This is a genomic window from Allorhodopirellula solitaria (assembly GCF_007859855.1).
Taxonomy (GTDB): domain Bacteria; phylum Planctomycetota; class Planctomycetia; order Pirellulales; family Pirellulaceae; genus Rhodopirellula; species Rhodopirellula solitaria.
The window spans coordinates 103,303-129,894 of sequence record NZ_SJPK01000006.1 but is presented as its reverse complement, the minus strand read 5'-3'; the positions used below and the strand labels follow the sequence as shown (position 1 = coordinate 129,894).

Below are 26,592 nucleotides of genomic sequence, written 5' to 3'. Positions count from 1 at the left end.
CGCGTTCGGGGTGGTTCGGCTACTTAGTCGCCTGCACCTTTTCGATCGCACGCCTCTCGAATTCGGCGTCATATTTTGGGTTGGCTTGGCTCGGTACCGGAGCACCGGTCTGATTGCGCCAACGCATCAATAGTTCATGCAACTCGGCAGTTTGTTCCGGCATTGTGTCGGATAGGTCGTGTCGCTCTCCGGGGTCGCTACTGAGATCGTACAATTCCAACGCACCGTCTTCAAAATACTCGTGCAGTTTCCACTTGCCCGTTCGCATCGCTGAACCGGGCCGGGTGCGGAAGAGAGGATCGCGAGCGTCGTCGAGAGCGCCATCATAGGCCTGCAGGTAGACGGGAAAGTGCCAGAACTGTGGTACCGGATCCCATGGACCGCTCTCCGTCATCAGTGGCATCAAACTGACACCGTCGAGCGATTCAGCAGTGGGCAGCCGGATACCTGCGGCTTCGAGGAAAGTGGGATAGAAGTCCATCGTGTTGACTGCTTCATCACACGTACTGCCAGGTTGGATCTTGCCTGGCCAGCGCATCACGAGGGGCTCACGCACGCCGCCTTCGTAATAGGATCCCTTGCCGCCCCGCAGCGGGCGCTGAGAATGAAAAGCTGCGATGCCCCCGTTATCAGACGAAAAGACGACGAGTGTCGATTCGGTCAGCTCAAGTCGTTCGATCGCATCGAGGACTCTGCCAATCGCCTCGTCGATTTTCTCAACCATCGACGCGTACTTGGCATTCAGCTCGCTGCCCTGATAGTTATCGACGTACTCGGGAACCGGCGTCAGTGGCGAGTGCACCAAGTACGGCGAAAAGTGAATGAACATCGGGCTGGCGTGGTTGTCTTGCATGAACTCGACGGCTTCCTGAGCGAAGACATCGACGCGGTGCGTATTGGCATCGACCGCATCAGTCCAATCCGCCATCGCTCCCTTCTTCCAGGGCGAGTAATACCCTCCCGATGGACTGCCACTGGCATCACCGCCGATGTTGACGTCGAAGCCATCCTGCAGCGGATCCTTGCCGATGTGGTACTTGCCGAGGTGAATTGTGCGGTAGCCGTCCGCCTGGAGTGCCTCGGCCAGAGTAACGCAATCCGCGTCCAGAAAGCTGGTGTTCTCGATCGGGATCAACCTCCGTGTTTTGGCCTTTCCACGCTCGGAACTGCCGACGGTGTAGACACCGTGACGGGGCGACCACTGCCCGCTATGCACGCATGCGCGACTGGGAGCACAATTGGCTGCAGGAGCATACGCGCTCGTGAAGACCATCCCCTCCTGAGCCAGTCGGTCGATATGCGGCGTGCGGAACTTGGGATCGTTGTAGCCCACATCCATCACACCCAAGTCATCCGCGTTGATGTAGACGATGTGGGGACGTTCGGCGTTCGCCTGATTACGAAGCGTAGCGACGAGAAAAATCGTGACGCAGACCGATGTCCATCGGGTCGCGGTAGTTTTATAGACCTGGGCTAAACTCAGAACATTCATGAAATACTGGTGCAATGGGGATACAAGGGAAAAAACGGCGCGTGTGGGCCTGTCACGCGAGGCGATCAATCGGCCGTCCGCTGCTCATGGCAATCGGGCTCTCGAAAAGCAGAAGACTGCGACTGGGTTGCTCCATGCCGGTCCCAAAACCTTTCGATGGCTGTATCATCATAGCTCCTCAGCCGCCATGTGATGGCAACACGCCAGGCAACCTTCCGTTCGGAGCGTGGCCGGAATGATTGCCAGGATGAATCCGAGTCAGACCGCACGGGCTGCTGAGGAATAGCCCTGCGCCGTCCACTCAGCCCGATCCACACAATTACTGAAGACATGTCATCTACGCCGATCACTGACCTCCCGCTCCGCACCGATCGTCTACTCGAGCGATTCTTGCGGTATGTTCGCATCGATACTGCCGCGGACCCGCATTCGCAAACCTACCCCAGCAGCGACAAGCAGTTCGTGTTGGGAAAACTTCTCGCTGAAGAATTGACGGCGATGGGAATCGAAGGCGTCGAGTTCACTGCCGATGGATTGGTGATCGCGACGGTTCCCGCCACTGTTGCGGGCGATCTGCCTGTCGTGGCGGCGGTCGCCCACCTCGACACCTCACCCGAGGCGCCGAGCGATCGCGTCCAACCGCAAGTCATCGAGCGGTATGAGGGTGGTGACATTCCATTAGCCAACGGCGCGGCGATCCAAGTCTCGGGATGTCCGGAATTAGAACAAATGCTCGGTGACACGCTCGTTACCACCGACGGAACAACACTTCTCGGAGGTGATGACAAGGCGGGGGTCGCAATCATCATGGAGGTTGCCCATACACTGATCGAGCATCCCGAGATCCCGCACGGTCCGCTGCGGGTCGTGATGACCTGCGACGAGGAAATTGGTCATGGTACTGATAAAATCAATCTATCCGATCTCGCCGCGACGGTGGCCTACACCATCGACGGCGGCGGCCGGGGTCAGATCGATGTCGAGACGTTCTCCGCCGATGCGATCAGCGTTGTCTTCACCGGGCACAATATTCACCCCGCGATCGCGAAGAACCGGATGATCAACTCGACGCGGCCGGCGGCCCGATTTGTCGAATCCCTACCGATTGATAGCGAAACGCCGGAAACGACCGAGGGCCGGGACGGGTTCATTCACGTTCACGACATTCTCGGCGGGGTTGGTGAGACACGTGTCGAGCTGATACTTCGTTCATTCGAGACGGAACAACTCGCCCGCTATGCCGAGCGGGTCGAACAGCTCGCTGCTGCCGCGGCAGCCGACTTCCCAGGTACACGGGTGCAATGCGTCGCACGTAAACAATATCGCAATCTCCGCGACGGTCTCGAGCGTTTACCCGAAGCTGTTTCGTTGGCCGAAACCGCCTTCGCCAACATCGGCGTGGCATGCTCTCGTGAAATTGTCCGGGGCGGTACCGACGGCAGCCAACTGACCGAGAAAGGACTGCCCACGCCGAATCTTTCATCCGGCCAGCACAATATCCACAGCGTGTTGGAGTTTGCAAACTTGAATGAAATGAGCGATGCAGTCAAACATTTGCTGGAATTGTTGCGACTCTGGGGTGAAAAACGCTCCTGATTGGTCTGGTCACGCCCCCCGGTGACTTGATATCGCGGACATGTCTCGGATGCTTCTCACCCAGGAGTCTTTTCACATGTTCGAGTTTTTCAAACGTTTGGTGTCCTCCAGCCCGCGACGCAACGATGATGTCGTGCTGTTGGTGGACTTGCCTGAGCTGCACGCACCACCGGCTACCCAGCGATCCGTGGCGGCGGGGAGCCTATCGGAACCAGCGACCACACCGTGTGCCGACGTCCCAGCGCGAACGCGTGCTCGCCGTCGGAAAACAGGTCGACAACACATCGCCCCCACCCCGTTTGAGTCCGCGTTGGCATCACATCGAGCCCGGTTGCTCGCGATGCGATTGGAACACCTCAATCTCTGCCCGCCCACGCGATGCAGCCAACTGGCGGCGATCGGGATCATCACCGCGGGTGACCTCGTCTACAGCGAGCCCGTGAAGGTCGCCGCCACGTTCCGCAGCCCCGAGCGCGCCGAGCGGGCGATTCGCCGATATCGGGCCGCCATTAAACTGGCTCTTGGCATTGAATCGATGATGCCTCGTGACGCCTTACTGCTCGTCGCTATTCATCGTCGGAGCGTGGCCAGTGTGGCCCGCGAATCCGCCGCCCAACTGCACCGCGATCTCGAACGGTTCTCTTTGAGCAGCCGTGGCAGCAAACTCATCGGCGGACGCAACGTCCCGAGCCTGCGGCGGGTCAAATCATGGGTCGCTAGCTGCCGGGAAATGGTCGAAGCCGCGTCGGCGCGATCACCTCAAATGGCACGCCAAGCCGCCTGAGTCAAGCAGATGTCAACAAATTGTTCGGCATCCGCGCCGAGACACGCATGAGAACGTCAGGCTTAGCAACGCACGATCAATTTCTGTCGCAGTGGGCAAGCCCGGAGCGGAGATCGATGTGGCAAGGGCGTTTTGCAGGTAGCTTGCAGTTGCCACTCCGCCCGGACAAGCCGGACGGAAGCGAAAACAGATGCCCGTGAAACTCGAGTCAATCTGCTTAAGTCCACGCCATTCGAGCCGAGCTCTGCAGAGGTGCTGGCTTGGCAAGGGATATCTCGGTCGATGGTACGCCAATGGTGTTGCCGGTCCCTGGCGGACATTCGTTCGTCGGGCACCCATTTTTGTAAGATTATTGGATACGAGAGCCATGCCTAGAAAAACCTTCCTCCTGTGCTCCGCGCACGCTTCCGTCGGATGAGCCTTAATTATTCCCGCGTTCCTTCGGCAGAGCTCGCTCTGGAATTTGCACTACAATGAGGAGCTGATTCGGTCGCTTCTTATTGATTCTTCCCTTGGGGTGGGCTGTGAGCATTGCCTTTTTTCCCGATCAACCGGACCGTCATCGCTTCGCACGAGTGAGTGTGCATCGGTGGCTGTTGACGATCGGCATGGTTTTCTCACTGAGTAGTTTGTCGGAACTGCGGGCGCAAGACGTCGGCACCGCGTTGGCCGCCGACGAAAACACGGCTGAAATCGACACAGCTGAATTTGACACAGCCGAGCATGACTCAGCTGAGAGAATTGCCCAGGTGCTGGCGGCGATGCTCGAATCCGCTCAGTTTTCGCAGCGTGAGACTGCGACCCGAGATCTATGGCGGATCGGGTTGCCCGCACGAGCAGCGTTGGAATTGGTACGCGATACCGGCAGCCCGGACGCACGACTGCGAGCGTCGAGGGTGCTGGAGGATTTCAATGTAGGCATCCTGCCGACGACATCCGCCCAGGATCGAGACCGGATCCGCCAGTTCCGCCACGGCTCCCCCAGCACGCGGCTGCAGATGTTGCCGGATCTGCTCGCCGACCTTCCCATACCGTGGATCGAAGGATTGATCGTCAGCGAAGACCAGCCCGATATGCGGCGGCGTTTTATCGGATTGATGTTCAGCGATCCGAAGATTCGTCAGCTTCATCGCAGCGTCGAGGCGATCGCGAAGACAGTCAACCGGAACGCTGATGGCATGGGAGAGAGTTGGAGCCGTGATACGATCGCATGGACTCTGGCAGTTCCAGAGGTGATCTCTGAAATCGTGAACGCCGGTAACCTCTCGTCGATCACGGGCTACGTCGCAGGACTTCCTGCCGAGGATCGCACCGCCACGCTGAGTCACTTGTGCCAGAATCCGGAGCCCGCTCGCAGTCTCATCCTCAGCGGGAACAGTCCGTTCTTGTTCGAGCTATTGGAGCAGGCTGAGGACGGCGGTCAGGCAGCGGGGCTCGCGGTAACTCTGTTCCAAAACCCGACGGTTGTGGAATCGATAGTTCTCGGGGGCGAGTTCGACGATTTGGTCGACGAATTGGAGCGGCGATTTGGTACCGCCACCTCTCAGCAGATTCTGATCGCATCGCTGGAAAACGCTCGCACTATCGCAGCAATGCTGGCCGAAATGGGCTGGAAGCGTTTGAGACAATGGGTCGAGCGGATCGACGACCCAACATCACGAATCACCTGTCTCGCCCATGTCATGTCAGAGCGACGTGTCTTCGATTGGTTGAAATCGAACGACAACATCATCGAAGTGCTGAGCGTGGCCGAGGAGGCAGGGGATGCCGACTTGCGAGAGATCTATTTGAAAATGATCGTCACCAACGGCGTGATGGTGGAGTTGGTGCGAACTGGCTCGTCGGAGGTGATCCTCGGAATCTGGGAACTCATTGCTCCCCTGGAGGATGCGGAGTTGCAGGGGAGTCTGATCGAGCAGTTGATGGCCACTTCTTCGCTCTCATTGATTCTGAAGAATCGCTCATCGGGCAAGGCGATCCTCGACATCATCGCTAGCCTACCCGCTCAACAATTCGCTGCATCGATCTTAGCTTTGGAAGAGGATCGCGATGCCATCCTGTTCTTTGCCGACTCGATGCTGTTGAGTGACTTGATTGCGATCAGTGAGCGCATTCCGTCCGAACACCGCGCTCGTTTTATCAACACCCTGACATTGAAGATCGCTGCTGATAACGACGACATCGACACCAAGATTCGCGGCTGGATGGATTCCGCTGCCGAACTCGAACCCGCTGAGCGAGTTCCGTTCATCGCCTCGTTGTCGATCCTGCCGATGACAAAGGGTCTCGCGGGCCAGTTAGTGAAGGAGGTCACCGAAGAAGCGACGCAAGGAACACGCGGCCAAACGCTCACAAACTTGTCGCTCTCCCAGAATCAAGCGATTGGCACGTTCCTCCACACTGAGCACTGTTCGTGGGTCATCGACACGATGCAGATCCTCGCTGACTCCGACCTCGAGCTCGTTATCGACAGCATCGTGGTCAAACGTCGGCATGTCCATGCGTATCTGGACCAGGCCCAGCTCGCTCGGCTGGTCCAACAGATCATTCGTTTGGACGATTCCAAGAGCCAGGACGCGTTTAGCAAATTACTTACCTGGTGCCCGAAATCGACGCTTACCGATCCAGACACCGTCAATCAATTGACCGAGGTGATTGTTAGCACCGAGGGTCTTGACGCAAAACAACGCATCACGCAATGGATGCTACAGAGCGAACCGTTGATGCAAACCGTCATCGAGATTGATCAATTGGGCGTCTTTGTCGATGCCGTCGCCTCGCAATCCGACCGCTCACTGCAGCTACGATCGCTGTCGGAACTGTGTCGGCACGGGAATGCTCATCGTGCGCTCTTGGCTGATGAGCATCTCGAAACCTTGCTATCGGTCATGGATGATCAGTGGTTGCCGCGGGAGCGAGAACGTTTCATCTCAGTACTGGCACCCGGGAATGTAATGCGGGAGATGTCCCAGGCGGACCGATTTGACTCGCTGGTTCAGTTTCTGACGAACAAGCGAGAGGACGCGGAAACCTCAGCGATCGGTCGCGGAATGCTGGCCGGCAAACTGATGGAGGACTACCGATCGCTGCAATCCTTGATCGAGCATGATCGCTTTTTGGAAGTGTTTGATATCGCCGAGAAGGCGGGAGGTGTGACGGCGCGGCTGGCGCTCCAGCTTTGCAATCGAAGGGACGTGCTGGCAATCTTCGATGAGGCGGAACGATTAACCGATCTCATGGACGCGGTTGTCTACGGGGCAGCGGTCGCTTTTCGAAGTGATATTGATTTTCACCTATTCCGCTCCGGCGAACTGGTCCGGTTGTTGTTGGAGACGAATCGGAAAGACGTGATCGAGCAGTATATTCGTGGCGTGACCGATGACAGGAAACGCACGTCGCTGTTGCGATCGCTGGTTCAGGGAAATCGCGACACGGAACTATTCATTCGTGACGGCCATTTGCAGTGGCTATGGGACCTGGTGGAGTCGCAATCGCCAGCTTCCTACACTCCGTTATTCAAAAGCTATCTGGCGGTTTCGGCCTACCGCGTCGGACATTCTCTCTCTCCGGATCGTTGGACGAAACTATACCGCGATATCGATCTCGTAACGGTCCCCAAAATACGCAACGAAGCCGTCGAGTCGATGATGTCGGTTCCCATCACCGACACGCAATCGGGTCGGCATCTGGACCAGCTCTTGGCATGGATCGATGCGGAACGCAACGCAGGCGTTCGCAACCAATGGGTTGCTCGTCTATTGTTGAATGCCGGCCCAGCGAAATTAATCGACCGGCGACGCGATGATCTATTGCGGACGATCGTGCAGACGGACAATACCAGCACTTCAGTGGTGAAGGCTCTGCTGCGCGACGAAGAAGCTGTCAACTCGCTGCGGGATGCGGGACTCTTTGAACCTTTCATGGAACACTTCGAGTCTGCGGCCAACTCGCGAGCCCTGATGTTCCAGGCAATACAATCACCGTATGCGTGCCAGCACCTGGATCGCGAGAAACGTGTCTATCCATGGATTCGACAACACTTGGCTGAACAGAAACAAGAATCAGGTCAGTATGCCATCAACCAGATGAGTTCCAACGGCCACCTGCTCGGATTGATCATCGATGCCGGTGAACTGAAGACGCTGCGGCAATCAGCTCGCGCACTGGATGCTAAGAATGCCCAGTATTCAACCCGTTCGGCTGAATTGAGTTTGATGATGAAGAAACCATGCTTGGAATACCTGCTGCGTGAAGAGCGGACGGGCGAGTTGATCAGATTGGCCCGCAGTCATTCGAATCCTCGCCGGGAATTGACGAACGTGAGGCACCTCGCCAGCAATAAGCATGTCGTGGCGGCAATCGCAGAAGGCGGAGGGCTGAAGAAAATGGTCGCTCTCATCGATGGGCTTGATTCCCTGGGTCAAGATCAAAGCCGACAGATCGAGCAGTTCCTTATGGGATATGGCGCATTTTCGTACTGGGCTGGCTATGGCGATCGCGAAACCTTGACTTCACTCTTCAACCGACTCAGACAGGATCAGTCTCGGTTTGATCAAATGACTCGTAGCTTCGTTTCCAATCAAGTCGAGTTGCTCAACCATCAGGTCGTCGAAGTGCTGCTCGAGATGATCTCCTTGTGCGGCGAGCAATCCAAAGAGAACCTCTATCAGCAGCTGCTCCACCACCCTCGCTTACGCTGGCAGATGGTCGACGCCGGCTGGCAACGCGACTTGCTCGACGTGGCCAAACTCACCTCCCAACCGCAGACGTACAACGAAGCCATCCTGTTCTCACCGACGGGTGTGGTGGCCAACCGGATTTCGAAAAAGAAGTTCGATGCGGCTGAAAAACTGCTGGCCGAATATGCCAACCACGAGAAGGGCTATTCCCGACTCGCCGCGTTCTACTTGCTGCGGGGGGTGCTCCCGGCGCGGATCGCGGAACTGGAATCGAGTCAACCGAACTCGCCGATATTGGCATTCCTGCTGAAATGCGGCGGCCAGTTCGACGCGGGGGCCGATGTTGCCGTGGCCAGTGGCGACCCCGGATTGGCGACCCGTATTCTGATGCAAGGCGAACGATGGCAGGCGGCAGCCGACCTGGAGCAGAAGCGACTTCAACAGCCAAGTGACGAGCCTCTCAGCCCGAACGTTCGGATTGAGATCCTCAGTCGATTGGCGATTCTCCAGCATCATGCGGGTCGCGATCTCGATTGCCAGCAATCGTGCGACGAATTGCTGGAGATCGCAAAGTCGAGTCCAGCGTTCACGATCAAGCGACTGTGCTGTAATGTTCTCCTCTTGACCGATCGGATCGAACCAGCGATCCAGCTCGCACAGGAGAGTGATCGCCCATTGCAACTTGCGCTCTTGGGCCAGCGTGGAGAGTACACCAAAGCATTTGAAACGGTCGGTCTATCGATGGATAATCCACAGGGATGGTTCCATGGTTTGATGGAAGCGCATCCCCAACCGCAACAGAAGATCCATGCGATACGGGAAGCCGTCCAGGTTTGCGAACTATTGGATCAAAGCGGCAATCGCTCGCAGGCAGACGTGATTTTCAAGAAACTCGAAGAGCTTTTCTCCAGCGAAAGACCAGAACGTTCCCATGGCCGTGTCGCGTTCCGGCCGACCCCGTTTAGCATGGACGTCGACCGGGCGTTACTGCGATCGGGCCGCTTGTCAATGTTATGGCCACGGGTCGCCGCTGCGATACAGGACAGTGGCTATCCATCTGCCTATCTCAACTTGAACGCCGACCATCGCGACACGGGAAATGAATTGTTTGGGTGGTGGGAGATTCTCAATCCGGAACTTTTTCAGCCGCGTTCGTATCCCTCTAACAATCAGGCCCAGGATGAACCGCAGGTGCCGTTGGAGAAGACGGTCGAGCGATTACAGATCCTGCATGATCTGCTGTCCGACAACGGAAAGGTCACAATCGATGGCAAGACAATCAACACGACGGACTATATCAAGCGGCAGTTTTACGCCGACGGCCGTCCGAACAGAAATCGTCGCCAAAGCACGTCCGCGCTGCTCGCGATGTTGAGGTTGGGCAACCTTGAACAGGCTACAGACCTGTTCGAGGATATTGGGGGAGATCGCAATGGAGTGCATGCCATCCCATCGACTCAGTACGGGTGGATCCTCTACAAGTTGCAGCGTTGGGCCGAGGCGGTCGACCCCCTCTACGAACAATGGTCCGGCAACCCGGCCTCTCCCGTGTATCGCTATCTGTCCGCTGAAGCGTTGGCCAAGAGCGGGGAGAAACTCGCTGGCAGAGAAATGCGCCAGATTGCGTCGATGATGGCGGTTGGGGTGAACGACCGATTTCAATTGATCACACGACTGGATTCGCTCGGCTTCCCATCCTTGGCGATCGACGAAGCGAAGGTGATGCACGCCACCGCTCCGACCCAACAATGGGTTTGGTTCGATGTCTGCAAACGATTGTCGGAAACCGAGTCCGATCACGAGCGGATCGCGGCGTTGATTCAGTGTCACTTGTTGCGATACGCCCAACCGACTGGCAGAACAATCAGCCTCCCTGATTTGAAATTGTTGCACCATCCGCATCTGCACCGCGCTGCCGTGGCGATCCAGGACGGCGACTATGAGGATGCCCAACGGCACATTGACACGGTGCTGGAGATCAATCGAGTCGATCCAGAGATCGGCGGGATGTTGATCCCACTGCTGCAGGAAGCTGGCCGCGAGGGCCAAGCCACGGTATTACGTGAGCGTTTAGAGACGGTGCCGTGAGCGACCACATGACCTCTCTACGTCAGAGCGGGTGGATCCGTTAGGCTATGGGACATGAACGCACCCCAACCATCGCCGACCGACCGCGAACAGACCCTCGACCGAGACGTCCTCGCGGGCGAGTATTTTGAGACCCTGCCGTACGAACCCTATCCGGTTCAAGAGGAAGCCCTGTTGGCTTACTTTACCGCCGATCCGGAAAAAACCGGCGGACATGGTGTGCTCGTGTGCGCACCTACAGGGACGGGCAAGACACTGATCGCCGAGGCTGCCGTCTACGAGGCACTGCGTTCGGGAACGCGGATGTACTACACCACCCCGTTGATCGCACTGACGGACCAGAAGCTCGATGAACTCCGCGAATCGGCCGTGCGATGGGGATTTTCTGCCGACCAGGTTGGCCTCGTCACCGGCAACCGTACGGTCAATCCGGACGCACCGGTGCTGGTGGTGGTGGCTGAGATCTTGCTCAATCGTTTGCTCAACCCCGAGAAATTCTCTTTCGATGACGTGTCTTGTGTCGTGATGGATGAGTTTCACTCCTTCAACGACTACGAACGCGGGATCGTTTGGGAGCTGACGTTGGGACTATTGCCCAAGAACGTGCGGTTGTTGCTGCTCAGTGCCACGGTGGGCAATTCCCTCGAGTTCACTTCCTGGCTGCAACGTTCCCACGGTAAAAACCTGCAGCTCGTCCAGGGGACCGAACGGAAGGTCCCGCTGCAGTACGAATGGGTTGAAGACGACCTTCTAAATGATTTCTCCGAGAAGATTGCTGCCGGGGACGAAGTCAGCCGGCGGACGCCCGCGTTGATGTTTTGTTTTTCGCGTTCTCAGTGCTGGACCACCGCCGAGATGCTCAAGGGGAAATCTCTGATCGATAAGTCCCGCCAGAAGGAACTCGCCGACATCCTCAACGAAACGGATTTCTCGACTGGCGTCGGCCCGAAGCTGAAACAGATTTTAATGCGTGGCGTCGGTGTGCACCATGCGGGTGTGCTGCCGCGATACCGGCGGATCGTCGAAGAGCTGTTTCAGAAAAAGTTGCTCAGTATTTGTGTTTGTACTGAAACGCTCGCCGCGGGCATTAACCTGCCCGCCCGCAGTGTCGTCCTGCCGTCGCTACTTAAAGGCCCCAAGACGCGGCGCAAACTCGTCGAGTCGGCGTCGGCCCACCAGATCTTCGGCCGCGCCGGACGACCGCAGTTCGATGACCGGGGCTACGTATTCGCGCTCGCTCACGAGGACGACGTGAAGTTGCATCGCTGGCGAGAGAAGTTTGACCAGATCCCTGAAGACACCAAAGACCCGGGTCTGTTGCGAGCGCGAAAACAACTCAAGAAAAAAATGCCCAAGCGGCGGGCTGGGGAAACCTATTGGACGCAGACGCAGTTTGAACAACTGCAGGTCGCCAAGTCGGCTGACCTGGTTTCTCAAGGCCGATTGCCATGGAGACTGCTCGCCTATTTGATTTTGAAAGACAACGAGATTGCCCCAATTCGAGATCTCGTGGGCCGACGCCTGATGCACTCTGGCGGAATCGAAGCGGCTCAGAAAGAGCTCAACCGGATGCTGATCACGCTGCACAATTCCGACGCCATCGTGCTCGATCCTCCACCGCGGGCCTTGCAGGCGAAAGCCCCCGTTGACGAGAAACCCAAAAAACCCGGCGATGTCGTGCGGGCTCTCGAAGCGGAAGCCGCCACGCAACCCGCCACCGGCGGTTTGTTCGGGGAGTTGCTCGATAACATGCGCTCTCCCTCACAGGAATCGAATCAAGAAGGTGAGGACGGGGGCGACGCTTCCTCGTCCCAGGTTGATGATGAACAGGCTAAGATTGCTCAGCACGGGTATGAACTCGAGGACTACCGTCCCGACCGTGCAACGCCTCGAAATCGCTTGGAACGGATCGTCCAGCTCAAGAGCATGAATCCCTTGTTCGGAGTCTTCCTTGCCGATCACTTGGCCACCGCCGACGACGAAGAGCGGATCGCTGCGATCGAGAGCGTGCTCGAAGTGCCGGGTACGGTCGCGCGGCATACACGGATGCCAAAGATCGAAGACATGCCCCCCGGAACGCTCGCGACGTCCTACCTCGATCCACTGTTGTTGCAGCGTGGTCTGGCGACGGCGGAAGAACTCGGGGGAGCGACTGAGGACGAGGAGGAAGAGGTCCGCGACAAGGGGTTTGGGCGTGTGATGTTTGAAGAACCACGCGTCTGGCCGCTGACGATTGGCGAGAAACTGCTACGACTCTTCCGCGACGACTACCCGCGCGTTGAAGACGTCCGCGTGCAGCCAGTTTGGATCGTCGGCGAACTGCTGGAGTTCGGGGGCGATTTTGACAAGTATGTCGTGACGCGGAAACTTCAGAAGGACGAAGGGATCCTGTTCCGTCATTGTTTGCGGATGATCCTCTTGCTCGATGAACTCGCCAATATCCCACCCGAGAACACGACGGTAGAAACATGGGAAGATTGGCTAGACGATCTCGCCGATAAGCTGAGTGAAACCTGTCGAAATATCGACCCTCAGAGCACCGATGAGATGCTGGAAAACCCGACCGCGCAGGCGGAGGAGTTGTCGATACCGAGCGGCCGCCGAAAACCCAAACCGTGATCGCGCTGCTACGCTTGCCTCACCGTGTCGACGGTGCGCTGCCGATAGTACTTCAAGCCGGGGATGAAAAAACAGGCAGCGGAAATCACACCAAAGATTAGGTGGGAATGGCGTGGAACGACTGCCATCGCGACCGCACCGAGCATCAGGGCGAGAGCTTGAAAGTAGAATACGCCGCTGAGCATCCCTGCTTTGATGATGAACACCATCGCGCTGATGACGGCGACCATGGGTGCCAATTCCAGCACGTCTAGCCCCAGCCACCATTCCAGCGGAAAGAGCATCGAGATCGCGATCATGCCCGCGCCCCACACGTGAGCGATCTGTCGCTCAATGAACGTCACCGGCCCCATGCGTTGACGCATTTTCCAAAATACCGCTGCCCAAGCTCCCAAACCAAGCACCCACACGGCGATGTAAATCTCACGTCGCTCGATGCCGTGCAACGCCATCTGCCAAGTCAGGAGGCTGGCGATCAAGAGTACCAGCGAGTGCCACATCCACAGCAGCCCCCAGTTCTCGAGCACGGCGGCATGATGTGTTTCGCGAAAGACACGAGCGACGACCTGGTTGAAATGCCCGCTCCGGGCTGAAACGCGTTCGTCGGCGAGGTAAGCTCGTAGGTCAGCAATCAACGCCGATGTATCGGTGTACCGTAGATCAGCAGGTTTTTGCAGACACCGTGTCACGATCATTTCCAGATCGCGATCGAGACCCGGCCGCAGGGTGCGCGGCGGCGGAGGATCTTGCTCGATCACTAAACGGACGAGTTCCATCGAGGTTTCGGCAACGAACGGCGCCCGCCCGGTCAACGCGTAGTACAACACCCCGCCAAGCGAATACACGTCGCTGGCTACGCCAATATCCTGCCGCCGTCCGCTCGCCTGTTCCGGCGACATGTAGGCCGGCGTTCCCACCAGCAGTCCACTGCGAGTTCGATCGACTGGCGTCCCAATATGTTTTGCCAACCCAAAATCGGTCAGCATGGGGTGTCCATCAACGGCGAAGAGAATATTGCTCGGTTTGATATCTCGGTGCAAAATCCCAGCTTGATGAGCAGCACCGACGGCTTCGGCTACCGAGATCAGCATCTCACAAGCCGCCCGCGCGCTCATCGGATCCGAGGCGACCATCTGCGCGAGTGTTTGCCCGGCGATCAGTTTCATGCTGAAGAAAGGGCGTCCCTCGCTATCTCCGACTTCGTACACGGGCACGATGCCAACGTGTTGCAACGATGCCATGGCTGACGCTTCGGCGAGGAACCGCTGCATGTCCGCGTCGCTGGCCAAGCGATCGCGCAGAATCATCTTGACGGCGACCTCGCGATCGAGTGATCGCTGGCAGGCGCGAAAAACCACTCCCATTCCACCGCGACCGATCTCCTCGAGCAGTTCATAATCGCCCATCGTCAGGGGTAGATGCTGGCGAGGCATCTCGTCGCGGGCCGCCCCAGCCGTGTCGGTCACCAATACCGCGCCCCACAATTCTCGTAGGTCCGAGGTCAGGTCCGGATGCTGTTGGCAAACGGAATCGAAGTCCGGGATCTCACCTCGACAAATCTGGTCCGTTAATTCAGCCAAGACGATCGCAAGTCGCTGGTCACGGTCGGCCGGTGAGGCGTCGTCTCGGTTCATGGTACACGTGGATCGAAGACGCGGTGTTCAAGTGGCAAACCGGCAGCGTGGAACAATCTGAGCGGATCGAAACGTCAAACGGCGACCTCAACGTAACCGCTGGGCGGATGCGAGATCGTTTGGCGAGCTCTCCGGTCAAGCGTCAGCTGTCTATTCCGACTTCTTGGCGGGCTTACTGGCCTTGGCGTCCTTGCCCGACGACTGATCCGACTTGCCCGCGGACTCTGACTTCTTCGCATCGGCCTTGGCACCTTTTTTGTAACTGTCGCTGCGATAGTCGGTTTGATAGAAACCGCTACCCTTGAACACAATGGCGGCGCCGGTGCCAAATTGGCGTTTGAGTTTTTTCTTCTTGCACTCGGGGCATTTGGTTTCGGGCTCGTCATGAATCCCCTGGAAAATCTCCAAGGTGTGACCGCAGGCTTCGCACAAATAGTCGTAAGTAGGCATCGTTGAGATGGAGCGAGGATAAAAGGGAGGAAATGGGCGGAAACGGCCATGCTGACATCGAGTGGACAGCCCCGATACGGTAGCTCTCAGGCGGCCGAATGTCTAGTGAGTGCGCCCGGCCGCAGGCACCCGAGTCAAGCACACGGTGTCACGAGGTGCGTCACTGGCTCGGAGGGCTCCAGTCTGGGCTACGCTCCTCGGGGGGAACTCACTGTGGCTTCTTGCCGAAGTAGCTGGCGAGAGTATCCTCCCAGTCTGGCGAGGACGTTTGGCGCAAAAGAATTCGGTTGATCGGCTCGAGCAATGGGCTGTCACTCGGCAATGCGAACGCGTAGTCCTGTTCCTGAAAAAGCGTCGGTAAGACACGCGCCTCGCCGGCAAACTCCTGATGCGTTTCATACTTGAGAATGGGGGCGTCATACACAACGGCGTCACACTCACCGTCGACCAACCGGGACAACGCGGCGTTGACGTCAGCACAAGGCTCAAAAACAATGTGATTGGCATGCAGGTAGTCCGCCGACGTGGATCCCTCGATCGTGGCGACGCGAGCCCCGTGCAAATCGGCAGGCCCATTGATCCGCGATTGGAGCTGTGTGACGGTCAATGCAGAGGTCACCGCTGCGGTAAAACTTGCGACGATGAAGAGCCCCGAAAACATCCACAGAAACCCGATCACCCGACCGCCACTGGACTGGGGAACCTTGTCGCCATAACCGACCGTGGTGAGCGTGACGGCGGCCCACCACATGCCCGCGGCAATCCCTCGTGGCCAGCTACTATGAAACTGTTCTGCGTTGTGCCGACGCTCAAAAAGATACACACCCACCGCGCTAACTAACATCGACAGCAGCAGCGCGGCGACAATCTTCAAGAACGTCTTGGAGAAAACAGTATTGACGATGGTAGCCCAAGCCGAGTCAGAGTCCTGCTCGCTGACAGCAATCCCCAACCCCGAGGAATGAAACGAGTGCGCAAAGTCCATTCGCTTCTCCCGGTCATAGTTCATCGTGATCGCAGCGGCCGCGAGATCAATCTCCGATTTTTCAACAGCGTCAAGCATCTCGATCAAGGAGAGTTCACGAAACTCAACATCGATGCGGTGGCCTGAACTGGCCTCCAAGCTGCGGACAATCTCGTCGAGCAGATCGATGCTGATCCCGGTCCACTCATCACCCTCGTAACGCATGGCGAATGGTGGTACCTCGTGCGTGGCCACGACGAGGGTGTCCGAAACATCAGGCCGATCGGCCCGAGGGCTGCCGCTGTTTTGCTGGGCTAACGCGGAGGTGCAGAACCCCAGCACGAGCAATAGCGTGAAGAGTGCTCGTTGGCCAGGTAGCGTTGACATCGTATCCATCTCCGGTGCCGGGATTTCAAATTTTCGCGTTGCCAAGTCGTTCCGCGACTGAGCCGGTACAGACACGCTGCCGCAGTTCACGCGTGCGTCGCAGGCCCACTGACCGAGCGGGCTGTCGAGTGATTGACCCGAGACGCGTGAGCGGCTGGGCGGGCGGCGTTACCCGGGCCGTTGCGGCACTCGGCTCACTATTGTGGCGACGTCTTCGATCAAGTTGACAGTCCGCTACGGGGCTCCCGTGCTGACGACAACCTGGGCGGGCCGGATCACGCGACCGTGCATGCGGTAGCCACCGACAGCCACGTGAGCAACGTTGCCCGCTTCAACCTCTGGATGCGGCATCTGTGAGATGGCTTCGTGAAAGTTCGGATCGAACAATTCGCCGTCCGCTGGAATGGGCTCCACGCCGTATTTGGCGAGCGTATCATCGAGTTGCTTGACGACCATGGCGACACCGTCTCGCAAGCCGGCTGCCGAATCGCTGGTCGCGGCATCGATCGCACGCTGCAAGTTATCGCGGACCTGCAGGATATCACCCACCAGTGGCAAGGCAGCAAACTTCAGCTGATCTTCCGAGTCGCGGCGCAGCCGTTTGCGGAAGTTTTCCGCATCGGCTTGTGCCTGCAGGACACGTTTATCGGCTGCTTCGACCTCGCCACGCAACCGGATCATTTCCTCGTCGCGTGTCTCCGGTGCATCGGCCGCCTCATGGGCTTGGTCGATCGCTGCTTCAGCGTTGCCTTCGTCACCGAAGTCAACGTCGTCTTCGGGTTGAGATTCTGTTTCGTTCATGATGATTTCGTCTCTGACGGGATTTCGGGCTCAGGATCAAAAAAGTGCCTGAGTTTGTCCAGGAAAGAGGTCCGTTCGGGAAGGACGGCCTCGTGATCGAGTTCGGCGAGTTGCCGCAGTACTTTTTCTTGTTCGGAGCTGAGTTTCTTGGGCACCTCGATGAACACCTGAACCAACAGATCGCCATTGCGACCACTGCGATGATCCACGATGCCCTGTCCTCGCACGGTGAACACGTCTCCGCTCTGAGTCCCGGCAGGCACGGTCAGTTCGTGAGGGCCGTTGAGCGTGGGCACCTCAATCTCGGCACCGAGGGCTGCCTGGGCATAGGCGATCGGCAGCTGCAGAACGAGATGTTTGCCGTCACGCTTGAACAGGCTGTGCGGCTTCACGGCGATGAAGCAGTAGCAGTCGCCTGCGGGTCCGCCATCGAGGCTCGGCTCGCCCTCGCCCTGCAGACGCACTCGCATCCCGTCGTCGACCCCAGCGGGGATCTCGACATTCAGCTCTGCTTTTTCATTCTGCAGTCCATTGCCGCGGCAACTCGTACAGGGCTGGCTGATCTGTTTACCGGCACCTTCGCAGGTTGGGCAGGTCGTCTGCACACGGAGGATGCCTGCGGACTGGATGACCTGACCGTGCCCGCCACACATCGTACACGTGACCGGCTCACTGCCAGGAGCAGCACCACTGCCGTCGCAGGTTTCACAGGCGATGCGGCGCCGGAAAGCAATGTCTTTGTGACAACCTCGAGCGGCCTCTTCAAGCGTCAGCGTGACATCGCAGCGAACGTCTGCACCACGCCGTACGCGTTTGCGGCCACCGCCACCACGGCGGCCTCCGCCGCCACCACCGAAGAAGTCTCCAAACCCGCCGCCGAACAAGTCGCCGAAGGCTTCGAAAATATCCTCAACGTCATTGTACTGGTGCGTGGCGCCTTCGACTCCCGCGTGACCATATTGGTCGTAGCGGGATCGCTTGGTCTGATCGCTGAGCACTTCGTAGGCTTCCGTCGCCTCCTTGAACCGCGACACCGCATCTTCACCCTTGTTCGAGTCCGGGTGGTACTTAATCGCCAGCTTCCGGTAGGCACGATCAATCTGTTGCTTGGTGGAAGATCGTTCGACGCGAAGGATCTCGTAGTAACAAGTCTTGGTTGCCATAAAACCGAATGCGAGAAAAGGAAAGTCAAGGAGGCCCAGGGCCTCAGAGCGAGCACCTGCTCGATCCCACATCGGGCTCAAGCGAGCCGCTGAGAGATTTACCTCCGCGGTCGTTTCAACCGCAGCCGGACCGGCGCGTGCTGCATTGCAAAAAAACGCCTTCCCCAGCGGAACCGGGGAAGGCGTCAACGAGTGGGAACAGGACTTAGTTCACGACGCCTTCAACAGGTCGCTTGTCCTTATCCTCTTGTTCAAAGTTCGTCACCAGGGCTTCAGTGGTGAGCAACAAACCAGCGATACTGCCAGCATTGGTCAGCGCGGTCCGAACTACCTTAACCGGGTCGATGACACCGGCCTTGAGCAAGTCGGTGTATTCGCCCGTGTTGGCGTTGTAACCGATCTTGGGGTTGTTCTTCTGCACCACCTCGTCGACGACAACGCTGCCGTCGATGCCACCGTTATCGGCGATTTGACGCATGGGGGCGTCGAGTGCCTCGAGCACGATGTTGACACCGACCTTCTCGTCGCCACGAGCTTTCTTCAGTGCCGCTTGGACCGCCTCGCGGCAGTAGACCAACGCCACACCGCCACCGGGCAGAACGCCTTCTTCGACCGCCGCTCGGGTCGCGTGCAGGGCATCTTCCAGACGCGCTTTGGTCTGCTTCATCTCAGCTTCGGTTTCAGCACCGACGCTGATCACAGCAACACCGCCAGCGAGTTTGGCAAGGCGTTCCTGATACTTTTCCTTGTCATAATCGCTGTCCGTCTGCTCGATCTGTGCTCGGATCTGCGAAACTCGCTTGTCGATGTCCGACCGCTTGCCTCCACCTTCGACGATGGTCGTGTGACCCTTGTCGACGGTGACCTTCTTAGCGCGACCGAGTTGTTCCAGCGTCACGTTCTCGAGCTGGATGCCGAGGTCGTCACTGATCAGCGTACCGCCCGTCAAGCTGGCGATATCGCCGAGCATTGCTTTGCGGCGATCGCCGAACCCAGGAGCCTTGACGGCACAGACGTTGAGCGTGCCACGGAGCTTGTTGACGACCAGCAGCGTCAGTGCTTCGGCATCGACGTCTTCCGCGATGATCAGCAGCGGCTGACCGCTCTGAGCCGACTTTTCGAGCAATGGGACTAGATCGCGGATGTTGCTGATCTTCTTCTCATAGAGCAACACCAGGGCGTCCTCGAGAGACGCTTCCATCGTGCCAGGCTCGTTGATGAAGTACGGCGAGATGTAGCCCTTGTCGAACTGCATCCCGTCGACGTAATCGACTTCCATCGAACGGCTCTTGCCCTCTTCGACAGTGATCACGCCGTCTTTACCAACCCGCTCCAGCGCGTCAGCAAGCAGCTGGCCGATCTCGTTGTCGTTGTTGGCCGAGATCGCACCGACGTGAGCGACCTCTTCCTTGCCGCTGACAGGACGGCCCATCTCGACAAGCTTTTCGCAAGCAGCAGCGACACCCTTTTCGATGCCGCGGCGAATCGCGGTAGGATTGCTGCCGGCAACGATGTTCCGCAGACCTTCCTTGAAGATCGCACGAGCCAGCACAGTGGCGGTGGTAGTTCCGTCGCCTGCCAAATCGCTCGTCTTCTGAGCGACTTCGATGACGAGTTTCGCACCCATGTTTTCGAACCGGTCTTCCAGTTCGATTTCCTTGGCGACGGTCACACCATCTTTGGTGACGGTGGGGCCGCCGAACGATTTGTCGATGATCACGTTGCGGCCCGTCGGGCCCATGGTGACGGCGACCGCGTTGGCGAGTTTATCCACACCGGCCAGCATGCGGGTCCGGGCGTGGTCCTCAAATAGCAATTGTTTTGCCACGGTTGAGATTCCTAAGTGAATGAAAAATGGTAGGGAAAACGAGCGAAACGGTCTTAGCTGATCTTGGCCAAGATGTCGCTTTCACGAAGGATCTTCAGCTCCTGGCCGTCAGCTTCGATTTCGCTGCCACCGTACTTGCCGTAGATCACCACGTCGCCAACGGACACACCGAGCTCACCGCGGTTGCCACTGTCGAGCAACTTGCCGGGGCCAACCGCCACGACAGTCCCACGCTGCGGCTTCTCACGAGCCGAGTCGGGAAGCACGATACCGCCAGCGGTGGTTTCTTCGGCTTCGTTGGGCTGCACGATGACGCGGTCGTCGAGGGGACGGAGGTTGATTGTCTTGGTCGCTGCCATGTGAGAGTTTCCTAAATATTGAAAATGGTTGATTGAAGATGAAAGAGTTTTGATCGGTATGAGCGGCGGTTCTGCAATGAACCCCGCCGCCCAAAGAGAGCGGCCCCGTCATGGGCCGCGATGGTCATAGGACGGGTGCGGACTCCGGGAGAGTCGGAAACCAGCGGCTGAACTACATCATGCCGCCCATGCCTCCCATTCCACCCATGCCTCCCATTCCGCCCATGCCACCCATGCCACCCATATCCATGCCGCCCATTCCTCCCATGCCACCGCCCATGCCGTGGTCATGATGGTCGTCACCGCCAGCCTCTTCCTCGACGGGAATGTCGACGATCAGCGATTCGGTGGTCAGCAACAGCGAGGCGACCGAGGTCGCATTGGTCAGCGAGGTGCGAACGACCTTGGCGGGGTCGACGATGCCGGCTGCGATCAGGTCGCAGTACTTGTCTGCATTGGCATCATAACCTTCGGTTTTGCTCTTCAGCTGGGAAACCCGATTGACGACAACGGCGCCATCGAGGCCGGCGTTATTGGCAATCGCTCGCATGGGTTGATCGAGCACGTTGCGGATGATTCGCACGCCGAGTTTCTGATCGCCTTCGGTTTGCTTCTCGAGCTTCTCGACGGCTTTGCGGCAATGCAGCAACGCTGTTCCACCACCGGGAACGATCCCTTCTTCGAGTGCGGCTTGCGTGGCAGCGCGAGCGTCGTCGATCAACGCCTTCCGCTCTTTCATTTCAGTTTCAGTCGCTGCACCCACATTGATTTGGGCCACGCCACCAGCGAGTTTCGCCAAGCGTTCCTGCAGCTTCTCGCGATCGTAATCGCTGTCTGTGTTGTCGATTTCGCGGCGGATTTGTGTCACCCGGGCTTCGATGTCGGCTTTCTTGCCTGCACCGCTGACCATGGTGGTCGCTTCGCTGGTGATCCGAATCTTCTTGGCGCGACCAAGGTCGGAGAGTTTGATGCTCTCCAAGTCGATTCCGAGGTCCTTGAAGATGGCCTTGCCGCCAGTCAGCACGGCGATATCGCCGAGAATGGCCTTGCGGCGATCGCCGTACCCAGGCGCCTTGACCGCACACACGGACAGAATGCCACGCATTTTGTTGACGACGAGAGTAGCAAGAGCTTCGCCATCGACGTCCTCGGCGATGATCAGCAACGGTTTCTTCGATTCGCTGACCGCTTCGAGCAGCGGGATAAGTTTCTTGTTGTTGCTGATCTTTTCTTCGAAGAGCAGCACGTAGCAGTCATCGAGTTCGACCGACACGTCGTCTTGGTTGGTGACGAAGTGCGGTGACAGGAAGCCGCGATCGAACTGCATGCCTTCGACGATGTCGACGTAGGTTTCATTGGATCGCCCCTCTTCTACAGTGATGACGCCGTTCTTGCCAACTTTCGTGAATGCGTCGGCGAGCACATCGCCGATTTCCGAATCGTTGTTACCGGCGATCGTCGCGACTTGTTTGATATCCGAGCGACTGCCTTCGCGGATCGGCGTCGACATCTTCGAGATTTGCGTAACGCAAACATCGACTGCCTTTTGCATGCCGCGGCTCAGCGCCATCGGGTCCGCCCCGGTCGCGACCATTTTGAGACCTTCACGGAAGATCGCTTCGCTGAGCACGGTCGCGGTGGTCGTGCCGTCGCCAGCGACATCGTTAGTCTTGCTGGCGGCTTCCTTGACAAGTTGAGCACCGAGGTTTTCAAACGGGCAATCCAGTTCGATGTCTTCGGCGACCGTCACGCCATCCTTGGTGACCTTGGGCGAACCCCAGCCTTTGTCCAAAACGGCGTTGCGGCCACGAGGGCCGAGGGTGCTACGGACAGCGCGAGCCAATTTACTGACGCCAGCCAGCAAGGGGCCTCTTGCGTCATCGTCGAAAACGATTTGCTTTGCCACGGTGTGATTCTCCTGAGACAGGCCCTGCGGCCCGGGAAAGGTTGGGGTGAATGAGTTGTTTCTGCGACGGGGAGTCCATCCGGATCCGGTCTGATCGGTCAGACGGACAGCTTCACGTCACGCTGGCTCCCCTTAGAGCAATCGCCGTACCGATCACAGCAAGCGATCCGCAAGTCGTTTGCTATCAAAGACTTGCAATACAGACCGAGAGACCAGGCGGCCCTCGCTGCAAAGGCGTGATGTCAGCCTGGCAGCCCCGAGCCGGCCGCAAGCGGACCTCTAGCTTCTAGCTTCTAGCTTCTAGCTCGTGCTTCGTGCTTCGTGCTTCGTGCTTCGTGCTTCGTGCTCGTGCTCGTGCTCGTGCTCGTGCTCGTGCTCGTGCTCGTGCTTCCCAGCGTTCTCTAACGCTACCGCCTGTCAATCATCAGGCTTCCTGCTTCTCTCGTGTACCTCTCGGACGGGAAGCCAAGCAGCACAGGCCCGATTTCCATGTAGGGCAGTCCTGGGCTGATCATCCTTCAAATCAGTGCAGAAGCCGTGTGTCGCCCCTTTGCTCTGCCGCAGCGAAGCTTTTTTTGTGAAAACGAGCGATGAACGCATGCGGGCGGGCAGGACGCCCGCGCACCGGTTCACGGGCATCCGTCAGCGGCAGACCCGCGTTTTGAAATGAGCGAGCCGCCGACTTTGCCTGAGGCATTCCAGGCGTCATCCGCGGGCTGGCCCCTCGCCCCCGCCTCGGCGACCACCTCGGCCGACTGCGGCGTTGCACTCAAGCGTCCATCGAGTAGACTTTCGCTCGCTCGCCCTCGTAGCTCAGCTGGATAGAGCAGCTCATTCCTAACGAGCAGGTCGCAGGTTCGAATCCCGCCGAGGGTATTTTGTAGATTTTACCGCTGCCCGAGCGGGCCGCGCCGCAGCAACCATGCTGCTGAGGAGGTCGCCTTCTAGCCGGGATTGGCCCGGCACTGCAGCTCACCCTGTGGCTTTGCGGGCAGTCGGTTTTTTTCGACAAACCGCTACGCGTCTCGGTGCAATAAATCGACAGCCGGTTTAGCTTGCTGGCGTGAAGCGAGCCACCCCAGCCCGGTCGCTCCGCCGATCATCGCGATCAATCCGGTGATTGCGACAGCGGCGACGGTGGACAATCGCGTTTCCAAATGCTGATTCTGGACGATCTGCTGGAGTCGGTGCTGTTGCTCGCGATTGATCCGCAGCAATCCGGCGCTCTCATATCGAACTTGGCCGCCACTATCGACGGTCCCATCGTAGCGGCGCGAGATCAATTGCTCTCGCACCCAGTTCATGTCGACGGAAATCGGATCGCGTGGAAGCAGATCCGGATCTCCTTGAGCCATTTCGATGAGATAGTTTTCAACCGCTCCGCCTGCCATCACCTCCATCATCTCCGCCGCGATCTCCGGTGACGCGGCGGGTCCGGAACTGACCGAAATCAGGAGATCTTCGCCCTCGCTCGGCTGCTCGGGGAGGCGATGCTCCTCGATCCAGTTGGGCCGATCCAGCGGATAGTCGAGATATCCCAGAGGCGCGACGCTCAACGCCGCAGGCTGCTGGGACACCGGCTCGGGTTTGTTGCCGCCGGACTCGTCACCCTCAGCGGCGGCGGCGTGCGGGGCCAGCGAAATGGAGGTCAAGGAAATGGAGGCCAGGGAAATGATCGCAACAGCGACCCCGATACTTAAAATCTTCATTGTTTGCCCCTTGCGGAAAGGTGGTTAGGCCGAGACCAGTTTCGAGACCGAATCCGATTTCACCCAAGGTGCCGAAATCTGTGACATCAGGATGATCCCGCCAGCGATCAACATTCCGGCAGGCTGGGGAATCGGGATAAACTGCTGGACCAGCCATTCACCGACGACGGCGACCGCGACCGCCCACAAGCTCAAGCGGCGTCGACGCAGCGGATCGACGGGCTTCCACATGCGGAGCAACGCGAACAGAGCCGCAAAATGGGCCATCATCGCGGCAGCAGTCGGCACGCCGGAATCTTGGTAGAACGAAGATGGCAGTGGCGTGGCGCCGATCTCGCGGGTCAGGTCGTGATTGAGTGGCACCATCAGGACGTCAGCGAGTAGGTAGGTCACCAGGCCGATTCCGGCCCCGAGGCACGCAGCGGTCAACCGACGAGGAAAGCCTTCCCCGTCACTCGATTCCCAGGCCTTGGCCAGCCCCAGCAAGCCGAACGCGCCAATCCACACCACACACGCCATCCACACGTAGGGCGAGATGGCAATCGGGGAGAGCTCCGTATGGCGGAGACCAATCACCGCGGAAATCACTAAAAAGGCAAAGGCCACCAGCAGTGAAATGACCGCTGATACGGCCCACTCTGCCGCCAGCGTCAGACGGCTTCGCCGAGCCAACGATTGACGTAGCATCTTCCGCGTCTGCGATTTCGATAGCCTCGAAGCGGGTTGCGGGCGGGCGGTCGACGTTGAAACGGGAGTTCGCTGCGCAGGTGTGTGCGTGACCGGCATGTTGTGATCTCGATGGGTCTGGCTGTGGCCGTACTGGTGCGTGGCAGCACCTGCGGTCGTTTGCCGGCCCTGCAATAAAACCTCTCGGATAAGGAAGTACGGGACATAGAAACAGCACACCAACGACAACAGTGGCAGCAACCAATGCGAGTTGATCAATAGAATCACGGTCGCCGCGATGGCGATCACGCCCTTGCCCAACGGCGAGCATTCCGAACCCTGCCACCATCGCCGCAGATCGGAGACGGAATTGCCGACAGCTCGCGCAATCGGCTCATCACTGGCCCGGTAACTGGCCCGGTAACTGGCTCGACGATTCGCCCCGTTGTGTGCCCGACGCCTGGCCGAGTGACGCAGCACGACGTGGGGCGTCTCAGCACCCGCAGCTTGGGGAGCCGTCGCATCCGTCTCAGCAGCCATCGTTGGCCCGGCGGGTTCTCCCATAGGCTCCCCCGCAGCGACTCGAGCAGACGTCCAGGTCTCGGCCGCGTGATAACCATTGGCCCAGGGGGTCAATGCCATCATCTCCGCGATGTCACGGGGACGCGACGTCGGATCCTTTTGCAAACAGTCACCAATGACACGGCGGAACTCGCTCGGAACCCGGGACAAATCCGGTTTGTCAGTCAGATGCTTGACGACAATCTCTTGCGGTGTTTCTCCGTCAAAAGGCAGCGACCCTGCCAACAATTCGTAGAGGATAATTCCTGCCGAATAGATGTCGATCTCGCGGCCGTATTGGCCACGGCCGATCTCGGGGGCCATGTAGTGCAGCGTGCCGATGCTCTCGGTGTGACCACTGCGATGCGAGACGGAAATGAACTTGCTCAATCCATAATCGCCGACTTTGATGATCCCGTTGTCATCGAACAGGTTTCCCGGTTTGAGGTCACGGTGTACTAAACCCGCTGCGTGCAGATGGGCGGTCCCCGCAGCCATACCACAGAACCAGCGGCGAACCTCATCGAGGGTCAGCCCGCTGGGCAGGGCCGTGCCGCCGCTCGTCGTAGCGGTGCAGACACGTCCACTCGGATCGGCATCGTCGAGAACCTGGCGAAGGTTCTTGCCAGCCACATATTCCATGACCACCCATGCTTGGTCATCGCGATCGCGACAAACGTCGTGCAGTGAAACCAGGTGGGGATGTTTCAGGTTGAGGCAATGAGAAACGCCCCGCAGCTCGACGGCGAGGTTCCGCTGGATGCGTTTCAACGCCACCTCTTTGCCCGCTTGACTATGGGCAAAGTAAACTTCACCAAAACCGCCCACGCCGATGCCACGACGAATCGTGTACCGGTCCAGGACGGTGTCGTTAGGTGAGTAGGTGAAGTTCATGGTAATCGGTTC

General features: G+C 58.4%; 15 protein-coding genes and 1 tRNA gene. 5 read left to right on the top strand and 11 right to left on the bottom strand.

Translation table 11 applies throughout. The features are described from left to right. Nucleotides 1-19 precede the first annotated feature (19 nt). A complete protein-coding gene (locus CA85_RS13535; RefSeq protein WP_146391871.1) occupies nt 20-1,492 on the bottom strand; it encodes a sulfatase in 1,473 nt (490 codons plus the stop codon). 330 nt (nt 1,493-1,822) lie between these two features. On the opposite strand from CA85_RS13535, the gene pepT reads away from it, so the two are divergent. The 4 genes from pepT to CA85_RS13515 all read left to right on the top strand — a co-directional run bounded on the left by pepT (nt 1,823) and on the right by CA85_RS13515 (nt 13,258). Beyond that, nucleotides 1,823-3,088, top strand: a complete 1,266-nt coding sequence (pepT, locus tag CA85_RS13530; protein ID WP_146391870.1) for a peptidase T — start codon at nt 1,823-1,825, stop codon at nt 3,086-3,088. A gap of 40 nt (nt 3,089-3,128) precedes the next feature. Beyond that, nucleotides 3,129-3,872, top strand: a complete 744-nt coding sequence (locus tag CA85_RS13525) for a DUF4332 domain-containing protein (protein WP_246112776.1) — start codon at nt 3,129-3,131, stop codon at nt 3,870-3,872. Nucleotides 3,873-4,396: 524 nt separating this feature from the next. Continuing rightward, the gene (locus tag CA85_RS13520; RefSeq protein WP_146391868.1) at nt 4,397-10,639 is read left to right on the top strand and encodes a hypothetical protein; all 6,243 of its coding nucleotides are present in this window, start codon (nt 4,397-4,399) and stop codon (nt 10,637-10,639) included. A 54-nt stretch (nt 10,640-10,693) separates the two neighbouring features. Next, nucleotides 10,694-13,258 carry a DEAD/DEAH box helicase gene (locus CA85_RS13515; protein WP_146391867.1) on the top strand — a complete coding sequence of 855 codons (2,565 nt, stop codon included), beginning with the start codon at nt 10,694-10,696 and terminating at the stop codon, nt 13,256-13,258. A gap of 8 nt (nt 13,259-13,266) precedes the next feature. On the opposite strand, the gene CA85_RS13510 is transcribed toward CA85_RS13515, so the two are convergent. From CA85_RS13510 to groL (CA85_RS13475), 8 genes are all read right to left on the bottom strand, one after another. Next, entirely contained in the window at nt 13,267-14,892 is a 1,626-nt protein-coding gene (locus CA85_RS13510) for a serine/threonine-protein kinase (protein ID WP_146391866.1), read from the bottom strand. 150 nt (nt 14,893-15,042) lie between these two features. After that, complete coding sequence (locus CA85_RS13505; RefSeq protein ID WP_146391865.1) at nt 15,043-15,342, bottom strand: FmdB family zinc ribbon protein; 300 nt, start codon at nt 15,340-15,342, stop codon at nt 15,043-15,045. A gap of 208 nt (nt 15,343-15,550) precedes the next feature. Next, the gene (locus CA85_RS13500; protein WP_186774927.1) at nt 15,551-16,693 is read right to left on the bottom strand and encodes a transporter substrate-binding domain-containing protein; all 1,143 of its coding nucleotides are present in this window, start codon (nt 16,691-16,693) and stop codon (nt 15,551-15,553) included. A gap of 234 nt (nt 16,694-16,927) precedes the next feature. Then, nucleotides 16,928-17,494 carry a nucleotide exchange factor GrpE gene (gene grpE, locus CA85_RS13495; protein ID WP_146391863.1) on the bottom strand — a complete coding sequence of 189 codons (567 nt, stop codon included), beginning with the start codon at nt 17,492-17,494 and terminating at the stop codon, nt 16,928-16,930. Next, the gene (gene dnaJ, locus CA85_RS13490) at nt 17,491-18,657 is read right to left on the bottom strand and encodes a molecular chaperone DnaJ (RefSeq protein ID WP_146391862.1); all 1,167 of its coding nucleotides are present in this window, start codon (nt 18,655-18,657) and stop codon (nt 17,491-17,493) included. The genes grpE and dnaJ overlap by 4 nt, the downstream gene beginning before the upstream one ends. Nucleotides 18,658-18,862: 205 nt before the next feature. Continuing rightward, nucleotides 18,863-20,485, bottom strand: a complete 1,623-nt coding sequence (gene groL, locus CA85_RS13485; protein WP_146391861.1) for a chaperonin GroEL — start codon at nt 20,483-20,485, stop codon at nt 18,863-18,865. 53 nt (nt 20,486-20,538) lie between these two features. Next, nucleotides 20,539-20,844: a co-chaperone GroES gene (groES, locus tag CA85_RS13480; RefSeq protein ID WP_146391860.1), complete on the bottom strand. Its 306-nt coding sequence runs from the start codon at nt 20,842-20,844 to the stop codon at nt 20,539-20,541. Between the two features lie 172 nt (nt 20,845-21,016). Next, nucleotides 21,017-22,750: a chaperonin GroEL gene (gene groL / locus CA85_RS13475; protein ID WP_146391859.1), complete on the bottom strand. Its 1,734-nt coding sequence runs from the start codon at nt 22,748-22,750 to the stop codon at nt 21,017-21,019. An 802-nt stretch (nt 22,751-23,552) separates the two neighbouring features. Here groL (CA85_RS13475) and CA85_RS13470 point away from each other — a divergent pair. Then, nucleotides 23,553-23,626 (top strand) — tRNA-Arg (locus CA85_RS13470). Between the two features lie 140 nt (nt 23,627-23,766). On the opposite strand, the gene CA85_RS13465 is transcribed toward CA85_RS13470, so the two are convergent. Next, a complete protein-coding gene (locus CA85_RS13465) occupies nt 23,767-24,459 on the bottom strand; it encodes a hypothetical protein (RefSeq protein WP_146391858.1) in 693 nt (230 codons plus the stop codon). A gap of 24 nt (nt 24,460-24,483) precedes the next feature. Further along, nucleotides 24,484-26,580, bottom strand: a complete 2,097-nt coding sequence (locus CA85_RS13460; protein ID WP_146391857.1) for a serine/threonine-protein kinase — start codon at nt 26,578-26,580, stop codon at nt 24,484-24,486. Nucleotides 26,581-26,592 lie beyond the last annotated feature (12 nt).